This is a genomic window from Paenibacillus dendritiformis (assembly GCF_021654795.1).
In the GTDB taxonomy this organism is placed as follows: domain Bacteria; phylum Bacillota; class Bacilli; order Paenibacillales; family Paenibacillaceae; genus Paenibacillus_B.
This window is the reverse complement of sequence record NZ_AP025344.1, coordinates 3,260,129-3,285,490: the sequence shown is the minus strand read 5'-3', so window position 1 is coordinate 3,285,490 and position 25,362 is coordinate 3,260,129. Positions and strand designations below refer to the sequence as shown.

Below are 25,362 nucleotides of genomic sequence, written 5' to 3'. Positions count from 1 at the left end.
GAAGCCACACTGAACAATAGGGTGCAGTGCGGCTTCTTTGCGTTGTTCCGACTGGAGGAGACACCGATCTCCGGCTTGCGGAATTGGTATATAATGCGGGTAACGCTAGCTGCCCGGGAGGTTCGATACGTGAAAAAAGTGAAGTTGCAGGTGTACCAGAAAGTGATTATCGTATTCGCGGCATTGGTTATTCCGATGACGGCCATCACGATCGCCGTCAATATGAACGCGGTGGCATATCTGAAGGACAAGCTTCTGGAATCGACCCGAGACAAGGTCAACTATTACCGCGACCAGTTGAACAACCAGATTACGTTCATCCGCAACCAGCATCTCGCCTTCTTGACGGACGCCAATCTGGAGGAGCTTAGCTTCAAGGCGGACGCCCTCGCCAAGTACGAGGAGCTGCTTCTGATCCGGCGGATACAGGACCGCTTGCAGACGATTGCCAATTCAAGCGAATTCGTACAGGATGCCGCGGTCTGCATCGAGTCCATCGGGCGTGTCGTCTCGCTGGGCGACGGGATTCGGCCATTCACTCCCGGCAGTAAATGGGACGCCATCAGACAGATGGCGTTGGCCCGGAAGCAGCCGTTTTATTTGCATAATGGCCGCGTGTATTTTGTCGAGACATCGAAAAACGGGACGATTACGACCTATATCGAGATTCCCCAGGACCGCATGCTCGCGTTATCCGAGAATATGATACCGAAGCAGGGCGACAACGGATTTTTCCTGGCCGATGACCGCTTCCGATCAGTGATCAGCTCCTCGCGCCGCTACGATATCGAGAGCGGGATTGCGAAGCGCATGATGGGGCAAAAAGACGGCAGGTGGCAGGAAGGAAGCTTCCCGATCGCATCTAACAACGTGAAGTACTTAATCATTTATGACCGTGTCAATGCATTGGGGTGTACGCTGTACACTTATATCGACGAGAGAGAGATTACAGGCGTCATCAGCAAATATAATTGGCTTATCGGGGCGGCCGCCGCAGCCGCGCTGATCATCATTGTCATTTTTGCCATGTCGGTCAATCAGATGATTCACAAGCCGCTGCGCCATCTCATTCGCGCATTCCGCAAGATTGAAATGGATCCGCAGCAGTTGACAGCGGCCTCCACATTCCCCAACAATGAGTTTACCTACTTGAATCACAGCTTCGACCGGATGCGGAGCGAATTGAGCGCTTCGATTCAGCTCAATTATGAGCATAAGCTGCTGCTTCAACAATCGGAGCTGCGCCAGCTGCAGTCCCAGATCAATCCGCATTTTCTGTACAACGGGTTCTATAATGTGTACCGGATGTGCCGGGCGGAGGATATGGAAGGGGCAGCCGAGTTGTCGCTGAAGCTGGCCACTTATTATGAATTCATCACCCGGAGCGGAAGCGACGAGGTGCCGCTGGAGCGGGAATATGAGCATGCCGAGGTCTATTGCGACATTCAGCGCATACGCTTCGCGCACTCCGTCCATATCGCCATCGAGCCGCTGCCGGAAGCCATAGCGAAGCTTCCCGTTCCGCGGCTCATCATTCAACCGGTTGTCGAGAATGCGTTCAAGCATGCGTTCGAGCGGGAGAGGAAGCGGGAGACATGCCTGCTGGCGGTGAAGCACGGAGCGGAAGAGTTGGCGATCCGGGTGGAAGACAGCGGCAAAGCGTTGACCGATGAGACGATCGAGGCATTGAACAAGCAGTTCGAGAACCCGGCTGCCGCAACCGAGAAGACGGGACTCATTAATGTTTGCAACCGCTTGCAGCTCCGGTATGGAGGCAAGAGCCGCATGAAGGCGAGCCGGAGCCGGCTGGGCGGACTATGCATTGAATTGATATTGCCTATAATGCCTGCACATCCAGAGGGAGGGTCTGAAAATGTACCGAATCTTGATCGTCGATGACGACGCCATCGTAGTGGATGGATTATCTCAGCTGCTTGCCGCGCATTATCAAGAGGAGCTCGATATTTGCAAGGCGTACGGAGCCGAGGAAGCTTCGGCCATAATCAAAAGGACGAAGCTGGATGTCGTCATCAGCGACATCGACATGCCGTGGAAGTCAGGGCTTGACATGGCGGATGACATTATGCGCTATTGGCCGAAATGCCGCATTATTTTTTTGACCGGCTACAGCGACTTCAATTACATTTACAGCGCGATGAAGAAGAGAGCCTCGCATTTTATCCTGAAGACCGAGAATGACGATCATCTGCTTAGCGTGATTCAAAGTGTGCTCGATGAGATGGATGCAGAGCGGAAGAAGCAGGATGTGCTGCGGCGTGCGCGTTCGGAGCTGGAATACTTGCGGCCGCTGCTTACGAGAGAGTGGCTACAAGCGCTGCTGGAGCAGCCGCAGGCGGGACAGGCCCTGATCGCCAAGAGCGGCGGAGAATGGGCGATTCAGGCAGGGAGCCCCTTTCTGGTGTTGGTCGGCAGCGCCCGGTGGAAAGAGGCCATCTCTTGGGAGACCAAGATGAAGTGCTATGGCAATGTGCTGAATGTGTTCAAGGCACTGCTTCCCCCGCTGCTTGCGGCGAACGGCTTCGTGATGACTGACTCTTTGTTCGTCTGGCTGATTCAGCCGCGGAAGGAGGATGCGTCGTTCCGGAACCCTGACGGCAGCGTCGTGTGGGATCAGGTAGCCGATTATTTGAGAGGGGCTCTGGAGAATATCCAGAATGAGTTCCTCTCTCTTCTGGATTTGGAGGTATCCTTCTTCTTCCATCGCCAGCCGCTTGGATGGGACACATGGGAGCGTGAGCTCGATTCCTTGCGGCAGAAGGTGCAGCGCCGCGTATCGGGGACGGCTCATCTGACGATTGCGGACGATGGGCGGCTGCAGCAGGAAGACGATACGGAACGCTGGGTGCGGGAGGTGCATGAGTTTATTGCCAGCCATCTGAGCGATGATCTGTCCCTCGTCCGGATTGCCGAGAAGGTTCATATGAATCCGAGCTATCTATCCCGGTACTACAAGCAGGTGACCGGCCGCAATCTGTCTGAGTCTATTTCCGATGCCCGGCTGAAGGCCGCGAAGAGATGGATAGTCGAGGAGCGTTTGAAATTTCATGAGATCGCCTTCCGGCTCGGCTTCAACTCCCCGTCTTATTTTACGACCTTCTTCAAAAAACTGACCGGTCAGACCCCGCAGGAATACCGGGAAGCTCATCTTAAGGAAATGAGGTAAATAAATCGAAAGCAATGTCAATAAAGTGAAATTGAAAGCGCATACAGAGAGGGTTACGCTTAATGGTGTAGACATTGCGCACGATTTTCGAAGAGGGGGATTCGCATGAGAACACGCTCGCGCAACACCATATTTATCTGGACGCTGCTGCTGTCGCTGGTCTTCGTCTCCACACTGGCCGGCTGCGGAAGCAAGCAGGGTGCCTCTCCGCCAGGGGGCGAGACGCCGGCCGCGGCAGAAGAAAACGAGATTTCGGCCGATCCGCTCTGGAAGTACCCGGAGCCGGTCAAGGTTACGCAGGTTATCGGCTATGGCGCGCCGGAGGATCCGAAGACGCCGAAGGGGACGACGCCGGCGACGAATGCGTACCTGAAGAAGCTGAAAGAGATGCTGAACATCGAGGTCGAGTTCCTCTGGCAGGTGCCGAGCGATCAGGCGCAGCAGAAGTTCTCGCTAGCCATCGCGTCAGGTGACCTGCCGGACGTATTCGAGATCGGGATTACGGATTATGAGAAATTCAAGGAAGACGACATGCTGGAGGACTTGACGGAAGCGTACGAGAAGTATGCTTCCCCGGAACTGAAGGCCTATGTGGAAGCGGATGGCGGCAAGACGCTGGAGATGTACAAGATCGACGGGAAAATATTGGCGCTGCCGAATTTCGAGGACCCGTTCATGTCGGCCCAGATTTTGTGGCTGCGCAAGGATTGGCTCGACAAGCTGAAGCTCGGCGTACCGCAGACCATGGACGAGCTGGAGCGGGTCGCCGAAGCGTTCGTCAATCAGGACCCGGACGGCAATGGCAAGAAGGATACGTACGGGATCGCGTTCAACAAAGATCTGATATCCTGGGGCTTCGATGCCCGCGGCTTCTTCTATTCGATGGGGGCTTATCCGAAGGCCTGGATCAAAAATGCGGAAGGCGCCCTCGTGCCGGGCGAAATCCAGCCCGAGACGAAGGCCGCGCTGGAGCGAATGAATCAATGGTATAGCAAAGGCCTGATTGACAAGGAATTCGCGTTCAAGGACATAGACAAGGTCGTCGAGGATGTCGTCGCGGGAAAGGTGGGAATCTCGTTCGGGGAATGGTGGTATCCGAATTGGCCCCTCAACATGAACCGCGATCAGAATCCGGAAGCCGAGTGGATTGCGGTGCCGATTCCATCCTATGACGGCAAGCCGGGACAGACGCTGATTCCCAGCCAGCGGCTGAGCCGCATCTACGCCGTGCGCAAAGGGTATGAGCATCCCGAAGCGATCATCAAGATGGCCAATTTCTATCTGGAGCTGGAAAAGCCGAAATACAAGGATGAGGTCAAAGCCGAAAACGGCTATGTGTATAACTGGTATCAGCCTCGCTTCTACAATCCGTTCGATTTCGAGACCGCTTACACGGAAGTGAATGAAGCGTTGAAGAACAAGCAGGAGCAGATTGCTTTGGATAATCCGACCTCAGTGGAAGTGTTCGAGGCGGCCACGAAGTATTTGCAAGGCGACCAATCGATGTGGGGCATGTACACAAGCCGCGCCGCGGAGGACGGGGGCTGGGGAATTACGCGCCAACTGCGGGATAAGCCGTATGTCGTCAATGAGTTCTACGGCACCGCCACGCCTACGATGACGGAAAAGAGCGCCTCCCTCAACAAAATGACGGATGAGATGTTCACGAAGATGATTATGGGCTCCGCCCCCATCATTGAATTCGATAAGTATGCAGAGAGCTGGAAGAAGCTTGGGGGGCAGGACATTATAGACGAAGTGAACGAATGGCACGCCAATAAGTAAGCTTGGCGACAACCCGAGGGAGAGGGTGCGACGCGCGCTCTCCCTCGCCGTCACGGGGAGGAAACTGCGAATGTTGAATGCGACGAAAGCTCAGATTGCCGTTACGCCGCGTCCGAAGCGGCGCATCCGGACCTTGCCGCTCCACCTCATGCTGCTTCCCGGCGTGATGATCACGCTGATTTTCGCTTACGGTCCGATGTTCGGCATCGTCATGGCTTTTCAGAAATATACGCCGTCGAAGGGTTTTTTCGGCTCCAAGTGGGTCGGGCTCAAAAACTTCGAGTACATCTTCAATATGCCTGACTTCTATCAGGTGCTGTGGAATACGATCATCATCGCGGTGCTGAAAATTATATTTTCGCTGCTTGTGCCGCTGCTGCTGGCCTTGCTTCTTCAAGAAATCAGGAGAAGCTGGATCGTCCGCACGGTGCAGACGAGCGTCTTTCTGCCGTTCTTCCTGTCCTGGACGATATTGGCGGGCGTTATCTTCGAGATTTTTTCGCTGCACGGTCCGCTTAACTCGATACTCGCCTACTTCGGCGTGGAGCCGATTATGTTCATGGGGGATAAAAGCTGGTTCCGCGGCATCCTGATCGGTTCGGACGTGTGGAAAGGAATGGGCTACAACATGATCATCTACCTGGCGGCGATTCTCGGCATCAATCCGAATCTGTATGAAGCCGCGGAGATTGACGGAGCGGGCAGATGGAAGCAGGCGCTCCATATTACGCTGCCGGGCATCGTGCCGATCATTGCGCTGCTCGCCACGCTGAGCCTGGGGTCCGTGCTGAATGCCGGCTTCGAGCAGATTCTGCTGCTGTATAATCCGCTCGTGTATGAGAGCGCGGATGTCATTGATACGCTAGTGTACCGGATGGGGCTGATTGATCAGCAATTTTCGCCGGCGGCGGCGTTCGGGTTGTTCAAGTCGGTCATCTCGGTCATCCTCGTATCCATTTCTTATTACTTGGCCTATCGCTTCACGAATTACCGCATATTCTAGCGAGAGGAGACGTCATGCATGCATTACAAGCCATCGCCTTCCAGAGCGGCATTTCAAATCGTTAACGGCATCGTGCTGGCTTCCATTACCCTGCTCGGCATCATTCCGTTCATCCATCTGCTGGCCGTCTCGTTCAGCTCGAACTCGGCCGCCGTGGCCGGTCAAGTCCGGCTGTGGCCTGTGGAGTTCACCTGGGATGCCTATGTCTATCTCGGGCAAAAGGCGGAATTTTTCCAATCGCTCTGGGTCTCCGTGCAGCGCGTCGTGCTCGGGACGGCCATCAGCATGCTGCTGTGCGTGCTATCCGCCTATCCGCTATCCAGGGAAACGAGCGATTTCAAGTCCCGCACCGCTTATGTATGGTTTTTTGTCATCACGATGTTTTTCGGCGGCGGGTTGATTCCGACGTACATGGCGGTCAAGAACGCCGGCTTGCTGAATACGATCTGGGCCCTCATCATCCCCGGGGCGCTGAGCGTCTGGAATATGGTCATGCTGCTGAACTTTTTCCGCAACATTCCGAAGGATCTGGATGAAGCGGCGATTATGGACGGCGCCGGGCACGGGTCGCTCCTGTTCCGGATTTATTTGCCGGTCTCTCTGCCCGCGATCGCCACCATTCTGCTGTTCACGATTATCGGTCATTGGAATTCCTGGTTCGACGGCATTATTTACATGAATTCACCGGACAATTATCCGCTGCAGACGTATTTGTCCACGCTGATCACTTCTTCGAACAAGGAGAGCATATCCGTCGATGAGCTGGCGACGATGCAGAGCTATGGCGAGAAGACCCTGCGGACCGCGCAAATCTTCCTCGGAGCGCTGCCGATTATGGCGGTCTATCCCTTTTTGCAGAAGTATTTTGTCAAAGGCATCACAGTGGGCAGCGTCAAAGGCTGATGCAGGTTGATGCCGACTGCGCTCAGATCGGAACATGGAGGAGAGAGTAGGATGAAGAAAGTAAAGCTGGCCTTGATCGGGGCGGGACTTCGAGGAGTCAACTACACGAATTATGCCCTTGAACATCCCGACGAGGCCGAAGTCGTCGCGGTGGCCGAGCCTGTGGAGGAGAGACGAATGAGCTTCCAGCAGGCGCACCGGCTACCGGATGAGATGTGCTTCGCGGATTGGCGCGAGATGATGAATCGGCCGAAGCTGGCGGATGCCGTCCTTATCTGCACGCAGGACTATATGCATTATGGGCCGACAATGAGGGCTCTGGAGTGCGGTTATCATGTTCTCCTGGAGAAGCCGATGTCCCCGAAGCCGCTGGAATGCATCCGGATGGGCGAGCGGGCGAGACAAGCGGGGCTCGTATTCTCGATTTGCCACGTGCTGCGCTATACCCGGTTTTTCGGCACCATCAAGCAGATGCTGGAGGAAGGCCGCATCGGACGGCTGATGTCCATTCAGCATAACGAGAATGTCGGGTACTGGCATCAGGCGCACAGCTTCGTGCGCGGCAATTGGCGGAATGCGGACGAGACGAGTCCGATGATTCTGGCGAAGTCGTGCCACGATATGGATATTTTGCTATGGCTGGCCGGAGAGTCCTGCACCAATGTCGCTTCCTTTGGCCGCTTGAGCCATTTCAAGGCCGAGAATGCGCCGGCCGGCGCCCCGAAGCGGTGTCTTGACGGCTGTCCGGCCGCGGAGGACTGCCTATATTATGCGCCGAAGACGTATTTGACGGACGAGGACAACTGGATGAAGCTCGCCATCAGCGACGATCAGAGCTATGAGGGCCGGCTGAAGGCGATCCAGGAGGGGCCGTACGGGCGCTGTGTCTATCACTGCGACAACAATGTCGTCGACCATCAGGTGGTGAGCATGGACTTCCGCAATGAAGTAACGGCCGTATTCACGATGTCCGCCTTCACGAAGGAATGCTCGCGGACGATCAAGCTGATGGGGACGGAGGGCGAGATTCGCGGAGCGATGGAAAAGAATGAAATCGAGCTGATCCGTTTTGACCGGAACGAGCCGGAGCCGATCTTCCTGGGGGCGCCCGGCGGCCATGCCGGACATGGGGGAGGCGACGAAGGCTTGATCCGGGACTTCATTCGCCTTGTGGCGAACGGCGGCGCGCTCCAGGGTCTGACGTCCGCGGAGAATTCCGTCCAGAGCCACATGATGGCCTTTGCGGCGGAGGAGGCGAGAGTCACCGGCAAGGTCGTTCATCTGCCGGAGTACCTGGAGCGATTCGCCTCCGCCACAATCTAATATTGAGCCGCTATATCCGCTTGTACAGCCACAGCCCGTCTCGCCGATTGCGAACGGGCTTCTTTTCTTATGAAATGAGTCATTCTGGCAAGCGAACGGAACCATGTCTATGTTCAAAGCTTGTTATAACATTCTCTCCAAGGCTCAGAAGTAGCGGATATTGGGTAGAGTTCCTTACGAGTAATCTCCCCAAGGCTCAGAATGAGGTAAAGGTATGGAGTTCCTTACGAACACTCTCCCCAACGCTCAGAATGAGGTAAAGGTATGGAGTTCCTTACGGACACTCTCCCCATCGCTCAGAATGAGGTAAAGGTATGGAGTTCCTTACGGACACTCTCCCCATCGCTCAGAATGAGGTAAAGGTATGGAGTTCCTTACGGAGTAATCTCCCCAACGCTCAGAATGATGTAATGTATGGAGCTCCTTACAAGCAATCTCCCCAACGCTCAGAATGATGTATGGAGCTCCTTACGAGTAATTTCCCCAAGGCTTAGAATGATGTATGTATGGAGCTCCACACAAGTAATCTCCCCAACCTCAGAAAGGTGTAATGTATGGAGTTCTTATGAGTAATTTAGCCATGGCGAAGAATAACGTAACAAATGGATGGTTTCTGGAAATTGGGAAAATGGTACAGAATGATATCCGAATATCTGACCAGTCGGGATAGTGGCACAAAGCCAATCGGGGCTGCTGACCGAAGGGGATAATGCCGCAAAGAGCGGAGGGAGGTTGGGCTGGATTGGCTAGCGACGATGCGCAATTGTGAAAAGTTTCTGACTCGTTGGGATATGGCGGGGGGATTTGACCAGTCGGGATAATGGCACAAAGCCAATCGGGGCTGCTGACCGAGCGGTATATCAACACTGCAAAGCGCAAAGGCAGGGGTTCTGAGCGGCGGGCAGGGCGATTAGGGAGTGGCGGAGGTTGTGTGAGCCTCAAGAGGAATATATTACAAAGAATCCTCTTTCTTGGTACAATATCGGAAGCAGCGGGCTGAATCACTTTTATACGAAAGTAAATTGAATGATAGGAAGAGAACGCCATGAAATTGCAAGGCGAAAGAATCGAGTTAACCTTGATTACGGAAGAAGACATGGACTTTCTGTGCCAAATGGAATGTGATAAAGATTTATGGCATTTTGAAGAATCGGTTCCGAGTCTGGAAGAGGCAAAGGAGAATTTTCAGGAGAAAATCACCGAAAGTGAAGACGAGGAAGGGGCAAGCTATGATTTCGTCGTCAGGCTTGCATCGGAGCAGGCAGCCGCCCCGATCGGGATGGCACAGATATGGAGCTATGTCGATGGGCGTAAAAGCTGGGAAATCGGGTTTGCGATCTTGCCGGAATACGGCGGACGCGGATACGGACGCGAAGCGGCGGAGCTGCTCCTGGCGTTAGCGTTCAATAAGCTGGGGGCCCACAAGGTCGTCGGCATGTGCAATGCTCTTAATTATCGTTCTTCCGCGCTGATGGAGCATATCGGGATGAGAAGGGAAGGGGTGTTCAAGGAAGAGTTGTACTGGAATGAGCGTTGGACGGATCAGTTCTTCTATTCGATCCTGGATTCGGAGTATGCCGCACGTGGTAAAGCTCGTCAGAGTGCGCAGGAGTAAGAAAATAGAGGGACGGGCTAAAATATTTCGAGAGAGGATCAATGCGATGTATTATTCATTTTTTGTAAGTCAGCATGATCAAGATTACCATCCTGAGGTGGCTTGCGGGGTGGCGAGTCTTTCGATGCTGCTGCGTTATCATCGACTCGGGGATGGACTGAAGTTTGTAGATTTGGCGCAACAGCTGAGGTTGACCGCTCCTCCAGCCATCAAGGGCTATCTAGCAAACGATCCTCCGATAGGCGTATTCCCGGAAGACGTATACCGATTTTTATTTGAACGGAAGATCCTGTTTCGGGTGTCTTTTTTCAAGCATGAGTGGGAAGCCTGTCTGCTGGGCGCGCCGATCATGGTACTGATGAGAGACGATGGGGAGGAGTTCGGACCGGACGGGCACTGGGTTGTCGTTGTAGACAAGGAGGGGCCAACCTTCACTTATTTGGATCCTTGGTATAAGGAAGACAGTGGGGAATATGTGAGAAAGATCGAGGAATCCGTATTTTTCGATTGCTTCACGGGCTGCGCATGTCAAATTATTCAGCAGGGTACTGGCTTCACGAAGTTCATTCCCGCAGATGAAGAAGACGGTAAGCTATGATCGCTGCAAGGAGACAAGAGCGGATCACGCTCAAGTGTACGACGTGCACCGGAAGGCTTTGACGGGAAGGAAGAGGTGCCGAAGCCGGTGAGCAAATCCGCACCATTATCGAATAGAACCGGAGAACAGCTCTATCCTCCGGCCTGTCCACGGAGTTAGGATAGAGCGAAGCAGGGCATCCGGAGCCGTTCGATCAGCGGCTCTCCTGTTGCTCCGTGGCTGTATCGGGATCGGACTCCGGATGAACCCATGACGCTTTCGACGCATCTTGGAGGACACGAACGAGAAAGCGTAATTCATCAGTTTCGTACTTCTGCAGGAACCGGACGACTCCAATTTCCAGCTGCTGATGCAGAGCTTGATGAAGCTGATAAAGCTCGCTCCCCAGCGATGTCGTGCGGAATAGAATTTCTTTTTTATTGTCGTGGAGGAACTCCTTTTGAATCAGATTTTTGGCAGCCAGTCTTCGCGTAATTTTCGATACGGTGCCTTTGAAAATTGGAAGGCTTCTTGGTCCGGTTCGGCGGAAGAGCCTGCGTGCGGAGTCGAAAATGTAGCGTCATCGCGCCGCAGTGTATAGAGGACGCCGCCTGACGGGCCTCTTGAGATTCACCATCAGCCGGCGTATACTCGATAGCGGAGCGTAGAGTTCATCAATTTGGACGGGGGCGGTGTCTGTGATCGAGATCGATTGCTTGGGGGAAGTCTGTCCGGTGCCTGTGATGATGCTGAAGAAGCATCAGGAAGCGATACGCGGCGGAGAGAAGGTGCTGCTCGTCACCGATCATAGCTGCGCCAAAGTATCGATAGGCGATTACTGCCGCAGCAATAACTTGATTTGCTCGGTTCACGAAGTCATCAATGGCGTGTGGGAGATTACGATAGAGGCGTAAGAGATGTCTGAATTGAATGCAAGCTGAGCGTAAAATTGGAGTTGTATTTGTTACAACTCTTTTTTTGTTGAGTAAGGGAGCTGAAACGGCGGGCGGAAAATAATAAGGCCTGCGCAAAAAAATTACGCAGGCTTGTATTGAAATTTTCAATGTTATTGTCGAAAAAAATAAAAATGGGTAATTCATCTTATGCAGGAAATAAAACACTAGTGTGGTTCTATGACGCGCAAGGTAAACTAACTTCGTACAATATGTGTTGTTCGACATAGTTTGCTAATATATTAGTCAATTCTACATTCAGGTCCCAAAAATTAGTATAGATAAAATGAACCATTTGATCAACCCCTTAGAACTAAATTCATTTCATCGCAATCGAATCGGCAACAAAATCGGGGGCGGCCTTCTTCATTTGCTGCACCGTATGCAGATACCGCTGCGTCGTATTGATATGCGTATGCCCAAGAGACTCTTGTACTTGCTGTAAGGAAGCGCCGCGGAGCAGAGCCAGCGTCGCATTGGTGTGTCGAAGCCAGTGCGGCGTTACTTTTTTCTGCAAGCCGCTTTGTTCGCGCGCTTTCTGGATGATTTTCTCAACGAGTCTTACGGATATAGGGAAAATCCGCTGCCCGGTCATATCTTTATTTTGTTCCCGATATTCGCATAACAATCGCCATAATAGTTGCGGAACCTTCACTTCACGAGGCTTATCGCCTTTGCCGGATACCGTCACCCACATCGATATCTCTTCCGGATCCGTATGGAAGTCATCCCACTCCAATGCAATTAATTCCGATACCCTCACCCCAAGCAGCACAAGTGTCATTCCGATCACATAGTCGCGGAATCCTTGGATTTTTAATTGTTCGAGCAAGAGGCGGACTTCACGTACTGTCAAATAATGATTTTTGCTGTTCACCGCGATCTTCGGCACACGAACGCAAGTCGTTGGATTCGTGGGAAAGAAGCCTCTATTTTCGTCATTTCCCCAATTGTACAGCGAGCGCAAGGGCGCGATATGGGCAGCGATCGTGGCGGGCGCCATCGTTTTTTTGTTGGGGCTTAAAAAGCCTTGAGCCAAGCTGATTTTATAGACCTCAATTTCTCTCCAAGTCACATCCTTCAACGATTTATTCCCAATAAACAGGCGGAATTTGTTAATCGCGTTCCGATAGTTGCGAATTGTATATGGAGAACGGCTGCTGGACGACAAAAACATATTGATAATTTGTTCGTCGGAGCAAGGTTCGATCGTTCCGGAATCGTTGGGCAGTAACCGTAAGACTGTCTGAAGCATCGTTTGAATTCCTCCTTATTGTTTCTGCGAACAACACATATTGTACGAAGTTAAATTGTAATGGAAAAATCAGAGAAAGCAAAGCCTGGAAATGGTTATTATGCCAAATGAGTGGCTTGCAAAGGAGGTCAAGCATTGCTGTCCCGACTTACGAAGCGGATATTTGACCGCCAATCAGCACCGTTGCGAAAATTGCGGCGCATCGTCCATCACATTGACCGCCACTATCGCCAGTTATCCGGTTATTCGGATGATCAACTGCAGTCGCTATCCCAGCAATTGCGCCTCCTGGCGGGGAAGGACAGGGATTCGCCTCATGCGAAATTCCAAGCGTTCGCGCTGGCCAAAGAAGCGGTTCGCCGAATATCAGGGAAGACGCTTCATGATGTGCAGTTGATGGGCGGCTGGGCGATGACCGAGCGCAATATTGCCGAGATGGCGACAGGCGAGGGCAAAACCGTAACTTCCATACTCCCCATATATTGGTTCGCGCTTCAGGGAGACGGGGTGCATCTCATTACGGCGAACGAGTATTTGGCCGCACGAGATTATGCGGAGATGAAGCCGATTTTCGACTTTCTCGGGATTAGTGTCGGAATAAATCTCGCAGGCATGAGTATCAAGGCGAAGCAAGCGGCTTATCAGAAAGATGTGACTTACGGGGTATGCAGCGAATTCGGTTTTGATTATTTACGGGATCATCTGGCCCGGGAGCCGGAGGAGAGGGTTCAACGGACTCTGGCATATGCGCTGATTGATGAGATTGACAGCATCTTAATCGATGAAGCGCGCACTCCGCTAATTATAGCTGGAAAAACGAAGGCATCCCCCGATCTGTACTACGTATGCGCCCGGTTTGTCGACCGGCTGCAGGAGAATCGAGATTATGAAGTGGATCGCGAGCTGAATCAGGTTACGTTTACGGACAGAGGTATTCAAACGATTGAAACGGTCTTCATGATTGATAATTTATACGATTTGGAGAATACGAATGTCTACCATTATCTGTTGCAAAGCCTGCGCGCCAAAGCATTGATGAAGCGTGATGTCGATTACATTGTCAAGGATGGGAAGGTAGGCATTATCGATGCTTTTACCGGGCGGATTTTGCAGGGGCGGCAATATAATGACGGCCTTCAGCAAGCGATCGAAGCGAAAGAGGATGTACCGCTAAGCCCGGAAAACGTGACGCATGCGGTCATTACGATACAAAAGTTTTTTGGGTTGTATACATATCTGACCGGGATGACCGGAACCATCCGGAACGAAGCCGAAGAAATCCGCCATCTGTTCGGATTGGATATCGTCGCCATTCCAACGCATAAGCCTGTCCAGCGCATCGATGAAGAAGATGTATTTTTTAGGACCAGAGAAGAAAAGTATCGAGAAATCATGCGTGAAGTAAAAAAGCGGCATTCGATTGGACAACCGGTACTAATCGGAACGACGTCGATCGAACAATCGGAGGAGATTGCCTCTCGTCTGCAAGCATTCGGCCTGCCTTATCAATTGCTCAATGCCAAAGAGGAGGAAAAAGAAGCCGCTATTATAGCTGCTGCCGGATGGAAAGGGGCGATAACGATCGCGACCAATATGGCGGGCAGAGGAACGGACATCGTGCTGGGACCGGGCGTAGCCGAGCTTGGGGGGCTCCATGTCATCGGGACGGAGCGGCACGAGAGCCGCAGAATTGACAATCAATTAAGAGGCCGATCAGGCAGACAGGGAGATCCGGGATCATCCTGCTTTTATATTTCGATGGAAGATGAACTGATTGAGAGGTTTGCTTCCGAAGAAGCTGCGCAATGGCGCGGGAAAATCCAATGGAAAGAGCGCGGGACAAGGGAACCGGCGTTAACGCGCTGGATTGAACGAGTTCAAAAGAGGATAGAGCAGCAAAATTATGAAATCCGGACCTTCGTCTATGTGCTTGATTCGATTATGCACGAACAAAGAGCAAGCTTCTACGAGCATCGAAGAGATGTGGTAGACGGGCAGGATATCAAGTATTTTCTGCGCGGGCATCTTGTACGTTATGTCCAGAGATGGATGGAAACGCATGCTCCTCGTGAACCATCACCTGATGAACGGGATATTTCCGCATTGTCTCGCGTGGCTGGATTGCGTCCCAATTTCCTTGCTGCGGAAGAGAAGGCTGCCAATCGGTTGGAGTTCGCGCAAATCATCACCTCCTATTTTGATGCGAGGCTGGAGGACTTGTTCTCATTAGAGAATCGAAGCCAATGCTGCCAAAAGTGGCGATGCGCCTATTTGCAAATTCTCGACAAAGCATGGATGCGTCATTTGGAGCAGTTGGAGCTGCTAAAGCTGGGAATTCAGTTTCGCAAATATGGCAAGCAAGATCCGGTCCAGGCCTTTAAGGAAGATGCTTGGAAGCTTTATGGGCAGATGGAAGAAACGGTGCGGAAGAAAATATACGATGCCGTGTTGAAGGAGAGGATTCGTGAAGGGCGGCAGGTCGACGGAAAGGTAGGGTAGCTAGATTTGGAATGAAGCAAACATATCATTTTCTTTCTCTTATTCGCCAAAAGCTATTTAAGAGAGATGCCGTTCCTGAGGAAGACACCTTGATCGAGCAGCCGGAGCAGCCTCAGGAAAATGAAACGGTACAGGGGAAGGAAGTCATTGGGTTAAACGAACAGCTTCGCATCATCACGCTGGTCAACCAATACGCGGAGGAATTTCTATATCCGCATATCAAGGTTGATCCTGCTTGGTCCAAGGGGTTTGCCTTACTTAATGAAGTGTTCGTCACGCAAGGCGAAGATCCGGTCTACCGCTGCAATATGGAAGTGTTCTATCAACATCAAGCAGGCGAAAAGAAAGCGGTGTATCTTGTCAGTCTGGTACGGTTCGCCGGGGATTCGTGGCGCGTATTCCAGGTAAAAGAGGTGATGCCATGTTAATAGAGTAGAATCCATCAACCAAAAAAGGAATAGGGAAGGAGAAAAATATTTCAATGACACAAAAAAGAGAAGAACGTGAATCAATTTCATAATGCATAATTACAAAACTGTAGATTAACCGAATTAAAGTATTTCCTTTTTTGAAAATTATGCAGCTTGCTCTTGGAATTGACGATTTAAACGATCACATGCTAATTTTATACAATTGTAAACCAAAGTAACCAAGTTAAAATGAACCTTAGCTTTTTGACCCGTTCGGTGTCTCACATTGTTCAATTGGAAGAATTCCTTCAAGTAAGCATTCACTCTTTCGACTGCAGAACGTCTCTTAGCGATTTCTTTCCAATGCTTTGAGCCTCTGGCCGGGGCGGTATATTTTCTAAGATCAGTTGTTATCTTCATTTTATAGACTTTCTGGCAAAGTGAATCATGCGCCAATGGACAGCTTTCGCATTCTTTCGGTCGAACATATTTGAGTGTTCCATATTTTGAATCGTAGCTGTCATAACGATAAGAATGCTCCCTTACACAGGTTGGGGCGAAGTGTTCGTCAAATCCGTCGTGTTCTGGTTCTCGGCGACGGTTATACGCAATTACAGCATGTGCCTCTGCTTCTCGAACTTGCTTGTATATAGGTTCATAATCGTATCCAGCATCCATGGTTGCGTACTTGAAACTGAAATTCGGATGCTGTGAAGCAACCCCTTTTAGGAGTGGAATGGCCGCTTTACCGTCATTCAAGCTTCCGGAAGAGAGCAAGGCTCCGAGGATATACTGACTCTGCGTTCCAATGGCAAGATGACCTTTATAGCCATACCAAAAGACATTTTTTCCATCACTATTTTTCTTGACTCCCCACTGCGGATCAAGAGGCATTTGATCTCGCAAAACATGGAATGATTCATTTAATTGAGCGGCAATTTCTTTTTCGAAGATTGGTTTTTGTTCCTCTTCTTCTTGCTTTTGTTTGAGCCAAGCTTCACGTTCGGCTTTTGTTTTTCGCCCACGCTTTTTTGGCTCAGGTTTTTCCTTTTCTTGCTTCGCAGGTGCCTGATCCCGAGCTTCGATATGGGTCGCATCGATTGCAACCGTATCGTCTGTAATGAATCCTTCTGCCATGGCTTGTTCGAGTAACTGCTCTTGCATGTCCTCCAGTGCATGGCTTTGGCTCATCTTGCGCACCAACCGGGAATAGGAAGAGGCCGAAGGAATCGCTTCTGAAAGCATAAAGCCACAATCCATGCGGAATAAGATGTCATGTTGAAGTCTCTTTATTAAATCTTTAATCGTAGGAATACGTTCAACGATTCTAACAATCAAGGAATAGACCATCGCCCTATAATTCACTTCAATGGGGGCACCATAAAAAGATGTTTTCCTGACCAAACGCAAGATCGGAGTGATGTCGATTGTAGAAAAAATCTCACGAAAACGATCTTTTTGTTCCATCTCATAAAGCTCTTGCAGGGTAAATAAGCTCTCATGTCGAATATAGGGCATAGGGAGTTCGCCTCATCTCTTTGGGTATTGTGTGGATACTTTACTTATTCGAGATTTGGGGAGGTACTCCTTTTTCTGTACCTTAAAAACCCAGTCATAGCAAGACTTTCGATTTATGAAATTGATTCACGTAACGAAGAAATGAAAGAGTTGAGTGTCCCGGGAAGCCGAAAGACAACAGCCACTGTGCTGGCTGCGGCTAAAGTGTTGGCTGCCGCGACGATGGCTGTCGCCCCGGTTGTTGCTGTCGTGCCCGGCACGGTATCTGCGGAGGGATTCGACGAAGAAGAGATTCCTGTCGGGGAAAGTGAAGAAGGCACAGACCAGGATAGCGGAGTAGAACCAGGGGAAGAGCACCCAGGTGGTGAAGCAGACCCGATTGAGGACGGAGACGCTGATGCGGATGCGGACGCTGATGCGGATGCAGACGCCGACGCAGATGCGGATGCCGACGCAGATGCTGACGCGGATGCAGATGCGGATGCCGACGCTGATGCAGACGCCGATGCAGATGCCGACGCGGATGCAGATGCCGACGCGGATGCGGATGCGGATGCAGACGCCGACGCCGATGCGGATGCCGATGCAGACGCCGATGCGGATGCCGATGCAGACGCTGACGCTGACGCAGATGCGGACGCCGATGCAGACGCCGATGCTGATGCAGACGCCGATGCGGATGCCGACGCGGATGCTGATGCGGATGCAGACGCCGACGCCGATGCGGATGCCGACGCAGACGCCGATGCAGACGCAGATGCGGATGCCGACGCTGATGCAGATGCCGACGCAGATGCGGACGCCGATGCGGATGCCGACGCTGACGCCGATGCGGATGCAGACGCAGATGCGGATGCCGATGCTGACGCTGATGCGGACGCAGATGCGGATGCCGACGCTGACGCTGATGCGGACGCAGATGCTGACGCAGATGCTGACGCTGATGCAGACGCAGATGCGGATGCCGATGCGGATGCTGACGCCGATGCCGACGCTGATGCAGATGCCGATGCGGATGCCGACGCTGACGCCGATGCGGATGCGGATGCTGACGCCGATGCGGATGCCGACGCGGATGCGGATGCCGATGCTGACGCGGATGCAGACGCCGACGCCGATGCGGACGCCGATGCTGACGCCGATGCGGACGCCGACGCGGATGCCGACGCTGACGCGGATGCCGACGCAGACGCGGATGCCGACGCTGATGCAGATGCCGATGCGGATGCCGACGCTGACGCCGATGCGGATGCGGATGCTGACGCCGATGCGGATGCCGACGCGGATGCGGATGCCGATGCTGACGCGGATGCAGACGCCGACGCCGATGCGGACGCCGATGCGGACGCCGATGCGGACGCCGACGCGGATGCCGACGCTGACGCGGATGCCGACGCAGACGCGGATGCCGACGCCGATGCTGACGCGGATGCAGATGCCGACGCGGATGCCGATGCGGATGCGGATGCCGACGCCGATGCGGATGCCGATGCGGACGCTGATGCGGACGCCGATGCGGATGCCGACGCTGACGCTGATGCGGACGCAGATGCTGACGCTGATGCAGACGCCGATGCGGATGCCGATGCGGATGCTGACGCCGATGCCGACGCTGATGCAGATGCCGATGCGGATGCCGACGCTGACGCCGATGCGGATGCGGATGCTGACGCCGATGCGGATGCCGACGCGGATGCGGATGCCGATGCTGACGCGGATGCAGACGCCGACGCCGATGCGGACGCCGATGCTGACGCCGATGCGGACGCCGACGCGGATGCCGACGCTGACGCGGATGCCGACGCAGACGCGGATGCCGACGCCGACGCCGATGCGGATGCCGACGCTGATGCGGATGCGGATGCGGATGCGGACGCCGATGCTGACGCAGATGCCGACGCCGACGCTGACGCCGATGCGGATGCAGACGCTGATGCCGATGCCGACGCCGATGCGGATGCCGACGCCGATGCAGACGCTGACGCGGATGCGGACGGAGATAAGGATTACGTCATAGAGAACGGAATGTTCCATCAGGATGGCGGCATAACCGCTTCCGTCGATGTCGCTCCGCAAGGAGAAGGACAAAATGTCGTCGTCGTGTTCCAGTTAGTTAAGGATGATATGACGCCGGTTAGCATTGTAGCCTTAGAAAGAAACATTTCCGAGCTTGAAAAAGTAACCGCTCATTTTAATGTGGACGGCTCAGGCTATTCCGTTAAGGTGTTCGTCTTTGACGAGTTTACCAGCGATCCGGAGAAAGCTCCAACCTCGTTGGCGAAGCCAGTCATTTTAAAATAACGTCCTTATAGAATGATATCATGATCATAATCGAATCCGGAGCGTTCCGGATTCGATTATACTTGAAAGCGAGGTAAGCAGTTCGTGATTAAAGGAATCCTGAGAAACATAACGATTATGGCGGTATTATTGACCATTTTCCCGTTGTCCGCATTTGCTGCGGAATCAATCACTTTGGAGCAGATAGCGAATAAAAAGCCCGGGGAAGCGGTTGAGCTCAAGGGAACATCAACATTAAAAGAAGTGAGCGTTAAAGTCCTTCGTCCGAACAAGACGATTCTTTATGTAGATGTGGCCGACACTGGTGCAGAAGGGGCATTTGCGGTCACCTTCCATCTTCCTTCCGACGCTGATCTCGGCGAGTATACGGCGATAGCAGGCCAAGGCACGGAAACGGATTCCCGAACATTCAATGTGACGGCCAAAGAGGATAACGGCGGCACGCCTGGCGGAACCCCGGGAAGCGGCGGATCCGGCGGCGGTGGAGGGGGCGGAGGAGGCGGAACTTCTTCGTCTTCATCGACAACGCCATCCAATACTCGAACGATCAATGCAAGCAGCGCTTCCTTTACATTGAACGGAGTCAAGTTCGATATCCCTGCGGGCGCGGCAGCAAAAACGCTGCAGCTCAAAGTGGAAAAAGTCAGCGGCACTGCCGGACTGAATATCCCGGCTCATCTGCAATTGGCGAGCGAGGTGTTCGACATCACGGTCAGCCCGAAAGAGAAGCTTGCGAAAAACATGACGATCACCCTGCCATTCGACAGCTCCAAGTTCCATCCGGATAAATACGAGCTGGCGGTATATCGGTTGGACGCAGATAAAAAAGAATGGATTGCATTGGAGAATAACGCCATCAATGCATCCGATAAGACCGTAAGCGGAGATGTAGACCAATTCACGAAGTTTGCGGTCTTGGCCAAAGCCAAAGAAACAAAGAAAGAAGAACCGAAAACTCCGCAAATCCTGTTGCAGGACATTAATGGACATTGGGCAGAGCAGAACATTCTTGCCTTGGTTCAAAGAGGCGCTATTACCGGGTATCAAGACAACACGTTTAAGCCAAAAAATAAAATCACGAGAGCTGAATTCGCTACGATTCTCGTTAAAGCGCTCGAGCTGAAGGGAGCCGAGGGCAAAGTATTCAAGGACACGGAGAAACATTGGGCGAAAGAGAATATCGCGATCGCGAGCGCACATGGCATTGTGAACGGCTATGATTCAACGACCTTCGGACCTAACGATCCGATTACAAGAGAACAGATGGCCGCCATGGTTGTCAAAGCGTTCGATTTGAAACATGAAAAACCGAATACAAAATTTAAAGACCAAGACAAAGTATCGAAGTGGGCTGTGAAATCTGTAGAAACGGCAATTGGTCAAGGGATTATGAGCGGCTATAACAACAGCATTAACCCGCAAGCGAACGCCAACAGAGCAGAAGCAGTGACCGTCGTTGCGAAGGCTTTAGGTCTCTAAACACATGCAAAGCGCTTCATCATAATTTGATGAAGTGCTTTCCTTATCATTTGTTCTATAAGGAGGCTTCAATTTGAACCCATCAGCAACCGGACTGGAGTCTTTTGATTCGAAAATAGTCATCTTGAAAGAGAAGTTACGCTCGCATGTGAATGCGCAGTTGACTGAGAACATGAGAAGTTTCTTTGGAAGAAAACCGAAGTTCGTATGTTTTCTCTCCATTTGTGATATGAAAACCCGGGCACGGGTGTTCCAGGGGACAGGGAATAATATCGATACCTGTTGGAAAAACGCGGTCGATAAATGCAAAAAATTTATTAAAGCATACCGGTTCGATGTCTGCTGGATAAAGGCTGATCTGATAAGAGAAATTAGGAAATACTCAATAGATCAATTTATTCGCTATTCGACGAAGGCGAGGAATTTTTATCTGCGGGACGGGATAGCTTTTGATCCGATGTTCAATCTCGCCTTTTTGGAACAGGAAGTCAATGCTAACGTATTTATCAAAAAAGGAAAGGATAAAGAACAAGACAGCATCCATATCGATAACGTTAACTTTTATTTGAAAACCTATCGGGATATCCGCTTTCCTGTTCGACTATCGAATATACAGAACGTTTATTTATTTTCTACCTGCAGCTATTTTTTTGATTCGCAGTGTTATCCATTATGCACAGAAGGCTTGAACAGCGGCCGGCGGCAAATAGATGAATTGAGTAAAGAGCTATTGTTCCGCTTAATCAATGCATCATCGACGTATTTAGCGAATCAGGTCGACGATACGGGGAAATTTGTGTATGGTTATTTTCCCTGCTTCAATAAGGAAATTGAATGGTATAACATGCTAAGGCATGCCAGTACAACCTACTCTATGATTGAAGCCTATGAAATAACACAAAGCGATGAGTTAAAAATAGGAATTCAAAGAGCCGTTGACTATCTTATCAATGAGGGAATCAAGCGGCTGTGCGACGAACAGGGAAGACAGCTGGCATTCGTCGTTGAGCGCAACGATGAGATTAAGCTGGGTGCGAATGCGGCGGCGATTTTGGCGCTGACCAAATATATCGAAGTGTTTGATGATCGCAGCCACCTGGCTTTGACGAACGCTCTAGCTGAAGGGATCGAATCAATGCAAGACAACGAATCCGGAGCATTCGTTCATGTGCTGGATTATCCGCAGTTAACGGTCAAAGAGCGATTCCGGATTATTTATTATGACGGGGAAGCGGCTTTCGCGTTAATGCGGCTGTACGGAATCGACCGCGACGCCAGATGGCTCCGCATGGTCGAAAAAGCATTCTCCCATTTCATCAAGGAAGACTATTGGAAGCATCACGACCATTGGCTCAGTTACTGCACCAGCGAGCTGACGAAGTACAAGCCATTGCCGGAATACGTGGAATTTGGTCTGAAAAACGTTTCCGGAAAGCTGAATTTTATTTTGAACCGGGAAACGACATATCCAACTTTTTTGGAATTGCTGATGGCCACGGTCAATATGATCGATCGAATCCAGTCCGATTCCAGATTCGGCGCGCTGCTGGACGCATTCGACCGCGCGAAGCTGATGGAAGCGATAGAGCATCGTGCCCGTCATCAATTGAACGGGTTTTTCTTCCCGGAAGCGGCCATGTATTTTAAATCCCCGGAAACGATACTCGGATCATTCTATATTCGTCATCACTCCTTCCGGGTTAGAATCGATGATGTCGAACATAATATTTCCGGATATTGCAATTACTACAGAACGTTTGCAGCTGGCAATGCGTGCGATAGTCGTCTGCCTACTGCAAATGCGGAGAATGAGAAAGGCGAGCCGGTGCATTCAGGAGCGAACGATGGATGATCGGCCCCATCCTTACAAGCGGCCGGCCCGGATGGCCGGCGCGCCTGTTCTTCATTGCCAACCCCTCAACAAACCGTATCGACCAGTCTCTTCTCGATATAGCGTATCAATTGCCGGATTTCCTTGTCGCAGCGCCGGCTCTGTTTCTTGATCATGTGAATCTCGTTGCATACTTGAAAATGTTCAATATGAATAATCCGGAGCTGTTTGCCGTACAGCTCTTTTTTGATGGACATATAGGGGAGAAAGGCGGCCCCGTGACCTTTGAGGGCGGCAAGCTTGACGGCTTCGATTGAGTCCAGATTATAGAGAATGTTCAAGCTCGGCTTGTCCTCTGACATCGCATTCAAGGCCTGTTGCACGCAGGAGAGCTGGGCGGACCAGATCAGCGGGAACCGGGGCAGTTCGCTTAACTCGATCGTGTCGGGACGCAAGGCGCTGCTGCTGGCAACGAGCATGACTTTGTCCGAGAATACTTTGCAGGAACTCAGCTCGGGATTGGTCGAAGGCCCCGAAATAAATCCGATATTGCCTTCCTCAAGCAGAATATGCTTCTCGATTTCCGATGAAAAGCCTTCATTCAAGGTGATCAAAAAGTCGGGAAAATGCTTCTTCACTTCATACAGCGTGCAGGGAAGGGCATAATTGCACACTTCCGGAACGGCGTAAATGGACAACTGGTGCGGACCGTGCTCCAGATGCTTCATTTCCATCAGCATCTCGTCGTACAGCTTGCAAATTTGAACCGCATATTTTTGGGCGATCAGTCCCGCTTCGGTGAGCTGGGCACCTTTGTTGCTTCGTTGAAGAAGCTCGGCTCCCAACAACGTTTCCCATGATTTGACCTGCTGGCTGAGCGCCGACTGCGTAATGTGAGCCTTATGCGCCGCCTTCGAGATGCTCTTGAGCGCCGCGATGTCCAGGAACAATTTAAGCGTTTCCACATTCATGCGTGACTCCTCCTGTTTACCCGCTTAGAACTTGTTGAAAGCCCTTCTGTTTGTCTGTCGTGTCATTAGCAAAACTTATACAGTATAAACAAAGCATATAACCACGGTACCGATAAGTATGTTAATATTTTCACAAAGTTAAATAATCTTATTGCTGGAGGTGCTGCAAGATGGGACAAACTCCGAGTCCCGCGACGAAATCGACCCGAACCCGGGCGCCGAGAAAGCCAAAAAAGAGCCAGTTGCCTTATGCTCTATTGGCAACCGCTCTCGTCATTGCCTTCGGATTCTACTTGAATCATTACAATGACAACATGGTCGTCTATCTGCTGTTCGGTCTTTCGTTTGGCGTTATTTTGCAAAGATCGCGATTCTGCTTCACCGCTTCGATGAGGGACCCGTGCATTACGGGAAGCACCTCAGTCACGAGGGCGGTACTCATTGCCTGCTCGTTGGCCACGATTGGATTCACGGCTATCAAATATTCGGCCTTCATGCAAGGGAATCCGATTCCCGGCATGGACAATGTGGGGCAGATCAGCTTCGCCCTCGTCATCGGGGCCGTCTTGTTCGGCATCGGAATGGTCATCGCCGGCGGCTGTGCCTCGGGAACGCTGATGCGCGTAGGGGAAGGCTTCACGATGCAGATGCTGTCGCTGTTTTTCTTCGTGCTCGGCTCTCTCTGGGGAGCGCATGACATGGGCTGGTGGCGGACTCACGTCATCAAGGATGCGCCCTCGGTGTTCCTGCCGGATGTATTTGGATGGCTAGGCGCCTTGATCGTCCAGTTCCTCATTATATTGCTGCTCTATATCGCCTCGGTCAAATGGCAGGAGAAGAAGATGGGCAGCGCCGATTAATGCGGGACTAAGTGTTTTTGTTCACAAAGTTTTTCTTTTCATAAAAAAATAATGAGATAAAGGTGGTTATCAAGATGGCTGAATTTACACTTGATTGCATGGGAGAAGCTTGTCCGGTACCTCTGATGAGAACAGAGAAAAAAATGGCCGAACTAAATGTCGGCGATGTCCTGATTGTCTCAATCGACCATAGCTGCGCGATGAAGAATGTCCCGGAATGGGCGAGAAAGCAAGGGCATAACGTGGAAATCGAAGAGATCGAAGACGGGGAATGGGAAGTCGTCATCGAGAAGACCAACTAGCCTTTGCTGAGGAAGAAAGGATGGGGTGTAAGCGGTGAACGCATTTTGGTTGAAAATCACATCGAACCGCTTTTACAAACGTCTGCTGAAAGAGCCGTTTACGTATGTGACCGGGGCCGTGCTGCTTGCGATTTTCGCCATCGCCCATTTGGCCGTTTTCTCCAAAGGATGGGGCGTCACGAGCGCGTTTGCGGACTGGGGAGCGTGGTTGTATCAACTCGTAGGCGGCAATGTTGACGATTGGGCTTATTTCGGCTCGGAAAAGGCGCAAAAAACCTTATCCGGCGGATTTATGAACGACGGCGGCTCGGTACGCAATCTTGGCATTATTTTGGGTGCGCTGCTGGCTACGCTGTTCGCATCCGAATTCAAATTCAAGAAAATCAAATCCAAAAAGCAAATCTTTGCTGCGGCATTGGGCGGCCTGCTGATGGGTTATGGCGCGAGATTGGCGAACGGGTGCAATATCGGCGCGCTGTTCACCTCCATTTCTTCGCTGTCGCTGTCCGGCTGGATTTTCTGGCTGTTCTTGTTAGCCGGAGCCTTTGTAGGCAGCAAGCTATTGGCCAAATATTTTATGTAGGGGAAAGAGG

At 51.7% G+C, this 25,362-nt stretch carries 21 protein-coding genes; 17 read left to right on the top strand and 4 right to left on the bottom strand.

The window, feature by feature from the left end:
• Positions 1-129: 129 nt before the first annotated feature.
• The 9 genes from L6439_RS14435 to L6439_RS14395 all read left to right on the top strand — a co-directional run bounded on the left by L6439_RS14435 (position 130) and on the right by L6439_RS14395 (position 11,304).
• A complete protein-coding gene (locus L6439_RS14435) occupies positions 130-1,899 on the top strand; it encodes a sensor histidine kinase (RefSeq protein WP_213468404.1) in 1,770 nt (589 codons plus the stop codon).
• Positions 1,874-3,184 (top strand): response regulator transcription factor, encoded by a 1,311-nt coding sequence (locus tag L6439_RS14430; protein ID WP_213468405.1) that lies wholly within the window; start codon positions 1,874-1,876, stop codon positions 3,182-3,184. The genes L6439_RS14435 and L6439_RS14430 overlap by 26 nt, the downstream gene beginning before the upstream one ends.
• Before the next feature lie 105 nt (positions 3,185-3,289).
• Positions 3,290-4,969, top strand: a complete 1,680-nt coding sequence (locus L6439_RS14425; RefSeq protein WP_213468406.1) for an extracellular solute-binding protein — start codon at positions 3,290-3,292, stop codon at positions 4,967-4,969.
• Positions 4,970-5,039: 70 nt separating this feature from the next.
• Positions 5,040-5,972 carry an ABC transporter permease gene (locus L6439_RS14420; protein ID WP_237096471.1) on the top strand — a complete coding sequence of 311 codons (933 nt, stop codon included), beginning with the start codon at positions 5,040-5,042 and terminating at the stop codon, positions 5,970-5,972.
• 18 nt (positions 5,973-5,990) lie between these two features.
• Positions 5,991-6,875, top strand: coding sequence for a carbohydrate ABC transporter permease (locus L6439_RS14415; RefSeq protein WP_168182933.1), 885 nt, complete (start codon positions 5,991-5,993; stop codon positions 6,873-6,875).
• 51 nt (positions 6,876-6,926) lie between these two features.
• Complete coding sequence (locus L6439_RS14410; RefSeq protein ID WP_168182932.1) at positions 6,927-8,198, top strand: Gfo/Idh/MocA family protein; 1,272 nt, start codon at positions 6,927-6,929, stop codon at positions 8,196-8,198.
• Between the two features lie 1,045 nt (positions 8,199-9,243).
• Complete coding sequence (locus tag L6439_RS14405; protein ID WP_213468407.1) at positions 9,244-9,813, top strand: GNAT family N-acetyltransferase; 570 nt, start codon at positions 9,244-9,246, stop codon at positions 9,811-9,813.
• Positions 9,814-9,859: 46 nt separating this feature from the next.
• Complete coding sequence (locus L6439_RS14400) at positions 9,860-10,411, top strand: cysteine peptidase family C39 domain-containing protein (protein WP_168182930.1); 552 nt, start codon at positions 9,860-9,862, stop codon at positions 10,409-10,411.
• Positions 10,412-11,088: 677 nt separating this feature from the next.
• A complete protein-coding gene (locus L6439_RS14395) occupies positions 11,089-11,304 on the top strand; it encodes a sulfurtransferase TusA family protein (protein ID WP_168182929.1) in 216 nt (71 codons plus the stop codon).
• Between the two features lie 358 nt (positions 11,305-11,662).
• Here L6439_RS14395 and L6439_RS14390 read toward each other — a convergent pair whose 3' ends face one another.
• Positions 11,663-12,598 (bottom strand): tyrosine-type recombinase/integrase, encoded by a 936-nt coding sequence (locus L6439_RS14390; RefSeq protein WP_168183109.1) that lies wholly within the window; start codon positions 12,596-12,598, stop codon positions 11,663-11,665.
• Positions 12,599-12,733: 135 nt separating this feature from the next.
• On the opposite strand from L6439_RS14390, the gene secA reads away from it, so the two are divergent.
• Complete coding sequence (secA, locus tag L6439_RS14385) at positions 12,734-15,097, top strand: preprotein translocase subunit SecA (RefSeq protein WP_213468408.1); 2,364 nt, start codon at positions 12,734-12,736, stop codon at positions 15,095-15,097.
• Between the two features lie 89 nt (positions 15,098-15,186).
• The gene (locus tag L6439_RS14380) at positions 15,187-15,525 is read left to right on the top strand and encodes a hypothetical protein (RefSeq protein WP_213468409.1); all 339 of its coding nucleotides are present in this window, start codon (positions 15,187-15,189) and stop codon (positions 15,523-15,525) included.
• Positions 15,526-15,672: 147 nt separating this feature from the next.
• Here L6439_RS14380 and L6439_RS14375 read toward each other — a convergent pair whose 3' ends face one another.
• Together L6439_RS14375 and L6439_RS14370 are read right to left on the bottom strand one after the other, a co-directional pair.
• The gene (locus L6439_RS14375; RefSeq protein ID WP_213471782.1) at positions 15,673-17,025 is read right to left on the bottom strand and encodes a transposase; all 1,353 of its coding nucleotides are present in this window, start codon (positions 17,023-17,025) and stop codon (positions 15,673-15,675) included.
• Positions 17,026-17,151: 126 nt separating this feature from the next.
• A complete protein-coding gene (locus tag L6439_RS14370; protein ID WP_237096877.1) occupies positions 17,152-19,059 on the bottom strand; it encodes a hypothetical protein in 1,908 nt (635 codons plus the stop codon).
• On the opposite strand from L6439_RS14370, the gene L6439_RS14365 reads away from it, so the two are divergent.
• The 3 genes from L6439_RS14365 to L6439_RS14355 all read left to right on the top strand — a co-directional run bounded on the left by L6439_RS14365 (position 19,051) and on the right by L6439_RS14355 (position 22,657).
• Complete coding sequence (locus L6439_RS14365) at positions 19,051-19,326, top strand: hypothetical protein (RefSeq protein ID WP_213469291.1); 276 nt, start codon at positions 19,051-19,053, stop codon at positions 19,324-19,326. The genes L6439_RS14370 and L6439_RS14365 overlap by 9 nt on opposite strands.
• Positions 19,327-19,410: 84 nt before the next feature.
• On the top strand, positions 19,411-20,805 hold the full coding sequence (locus L6439_RS14360) for an S-layer homology domain-containing protein (RefSeq protein ID WP_213469292.1): 1,395 nt from the start codon (positions 19,411-19,413) through the stop codon (positions 20,803-20,805).
• 148 nt (positions 20,806-20,953) lie between these two features.
• Complete coding sequence (locus L6439_RS14355) at positions 20,954-22,657, top strand: hypothetical protein (protein WP_237096876.1); 1,704 nt, start codon at positions 20,954-20,956, stop codon at positions 22,655-22,657.
• Positions 22,658-22,722: 65 nt separating this feature from the next.
• On the opposite strand, the gene L6439_RS14350 is transcribed toward L6439_RS14355, so the two are convergent.
• Positions 22,723-23,607: a LysR family transcriptional regulator gene (locus tag L6439_RS14350; RefSeq protein WP_168180321.1), complete on the bottom strand. Its 885-nt coding sequence runs from the start codon at positions 23,605-23,607 to the stop codon at positions 22,723-22,725.
• Between the two features lie 170 nt (positions 23,608-23,777).
• On the opposite strand from L6439_RS14350, the gene L6439_RS14345 reads away from it, so the two are divergent.
• The 3 genes from L6439_RS14345 (at position 23,778) to L6439_RS14335 (ending at position 25,352) form a co-directional block, all read left to right on the top strand.
• On the top strand, positions 23,778-24,467 hold the full coding sequence (locus L6439_RS14345) for a YeeE/YedE thiosulfate transporter family protein (protein ID WP_237096875.1): 690 nt from the start codon (positions 23,778-23,780) through the stop codon (positions 24,465-24,467).
• A 74-nt stretch (positions 24,468-24,541) separates the two neighbouring features.
• Positions 24,542-24,769 (top strand): sulfurtransferase TusA family protein, encoded by a 228-nt coding sequence (locus L6439_RS14340; RefSeq protein ID WP_168180323.1) that lies wholly within the window; start codon positions 24,542-24,544, stop codon positions 24,767-24,769.
• Positions 24,770-24,803: 34 nt separating this feature from the next.
• Positions 24,804-25,352, top strand: coding sequence for a YeeE/YedE thiosulfate transporter family protein (locus L6439_RS14335; RefSeq protein ID WP_172879143.1), 549 nt, complete (start codon positions 24,804-24,806; stop codon positions 25,350-25,352).
• Positions 25,353-25,362 lie beyond the last annotated feature (10 nt).

What these genes read in the sequence shown, in the direction of transcription:
- L6439_RS14430 (WP_213468405.1), top strand. Translation starts at nt 1,874, where the DNA reads ATGTACCGAATCTTGATCGTCGATGACGACGCCATCGTAGTGGATGGA.
- L6439_RS14425 (WP_213468406.1), top strand. Translation starts at nt 3,290, where the DNA reads ATGAGAACACGCTCGCGCAACACCATATTTATCTGGACGCTGCTGCTG.
- L6439_RS14420 (WP_237096471.1), top strand. Translation starts at nt 5,040, where the DNA reads ATGTTGAATGCGACGAAAGCTCAGATTGCCGTTACGCCGCGTCCGAAG.
- L6439_RS14415 (WP_168182933.1), top strand. Translation starts at nt 5,991, where the DNA reads ATGCATTACAAGCCATCGCCTTCCAGAGCGGCATTTCAAATCGTTAAC.
- L6439_RS14410 (WP_168182932.1), top strand. Translation starts at nt 6,927, where the DNA reads ATGAAGAAAGTAAAGCTGGCCTTGATCGGGGCGGGACTTCGAGGAGTC.
- L6439_RS14405 (WP_213468407.1), top strand. Translation starts at nt 9,244, where the DNA reads ATGAAATTGCAAGGCGAAAGAATCGAGTTAACCTTGATTACGGAAGAA.
- L6439_RS14400 (WP_168182930.1), top strand. Translation starts at nt 9,860, where the DNA reads ATGTATTATTCATTTTTTGTAAGTCAGCATGATCAAGATTACCATCCT.
- L6439_RS14390 (WP_168183109.1), bottom strand. Translation starts at nt 12,598, where the DNA reads ATGCTTCAGACAGTCTTACGGTTACTGCCCAACGATTCCGGAACGATC.
- L6439_RS14375 (WP_213471782.1), bottom strand. Translation starts at nt 17,025, where the DNA reads ATGCCCTATATTCGACATGAGAGCTTATTTACCCTGCAAGAGCTTTAT.
- L6439_RS14365 (WP_213469291.1), top strand. Translation starts at nt 19,051, where the DNA reads ATGTTCCATCAGGATGGCGGCATAACCGCTTCCGTCGATGTCGCTCCG.
- L6439_RS14370 (WP_237096877.1), bottom strand. Translation starts at nt 19,059, where the DNA reads ATGGAACATTCCGTTCTCTATGACGTAATCCTTATCTCCGTCCGCATC.
- L6439_RS14350 (WP_168180321.1), bottom strand. Translation starts at nt 23,607, where the DNA reads ATGAATGTGGAAACGCTTAAATTGTTCCTGGACATCGCGGCGCTCAAG.
- L6439_RS14345 (WP_237096875.1), top strand. Translation starts at nt 23,778, where the DNA reads ATGGGACAAACTCCGAGTCCCGCGACGAAATCGACCCGAACCCGGGCG.
- L6439_RS14340 (WP_168180323.1), top strand. Translation starts at nt 24,542, where the DNA reads ATGGCTGAATTTACACTTGATTGCATGGGAGAAGCTTGTCCGGTACCT.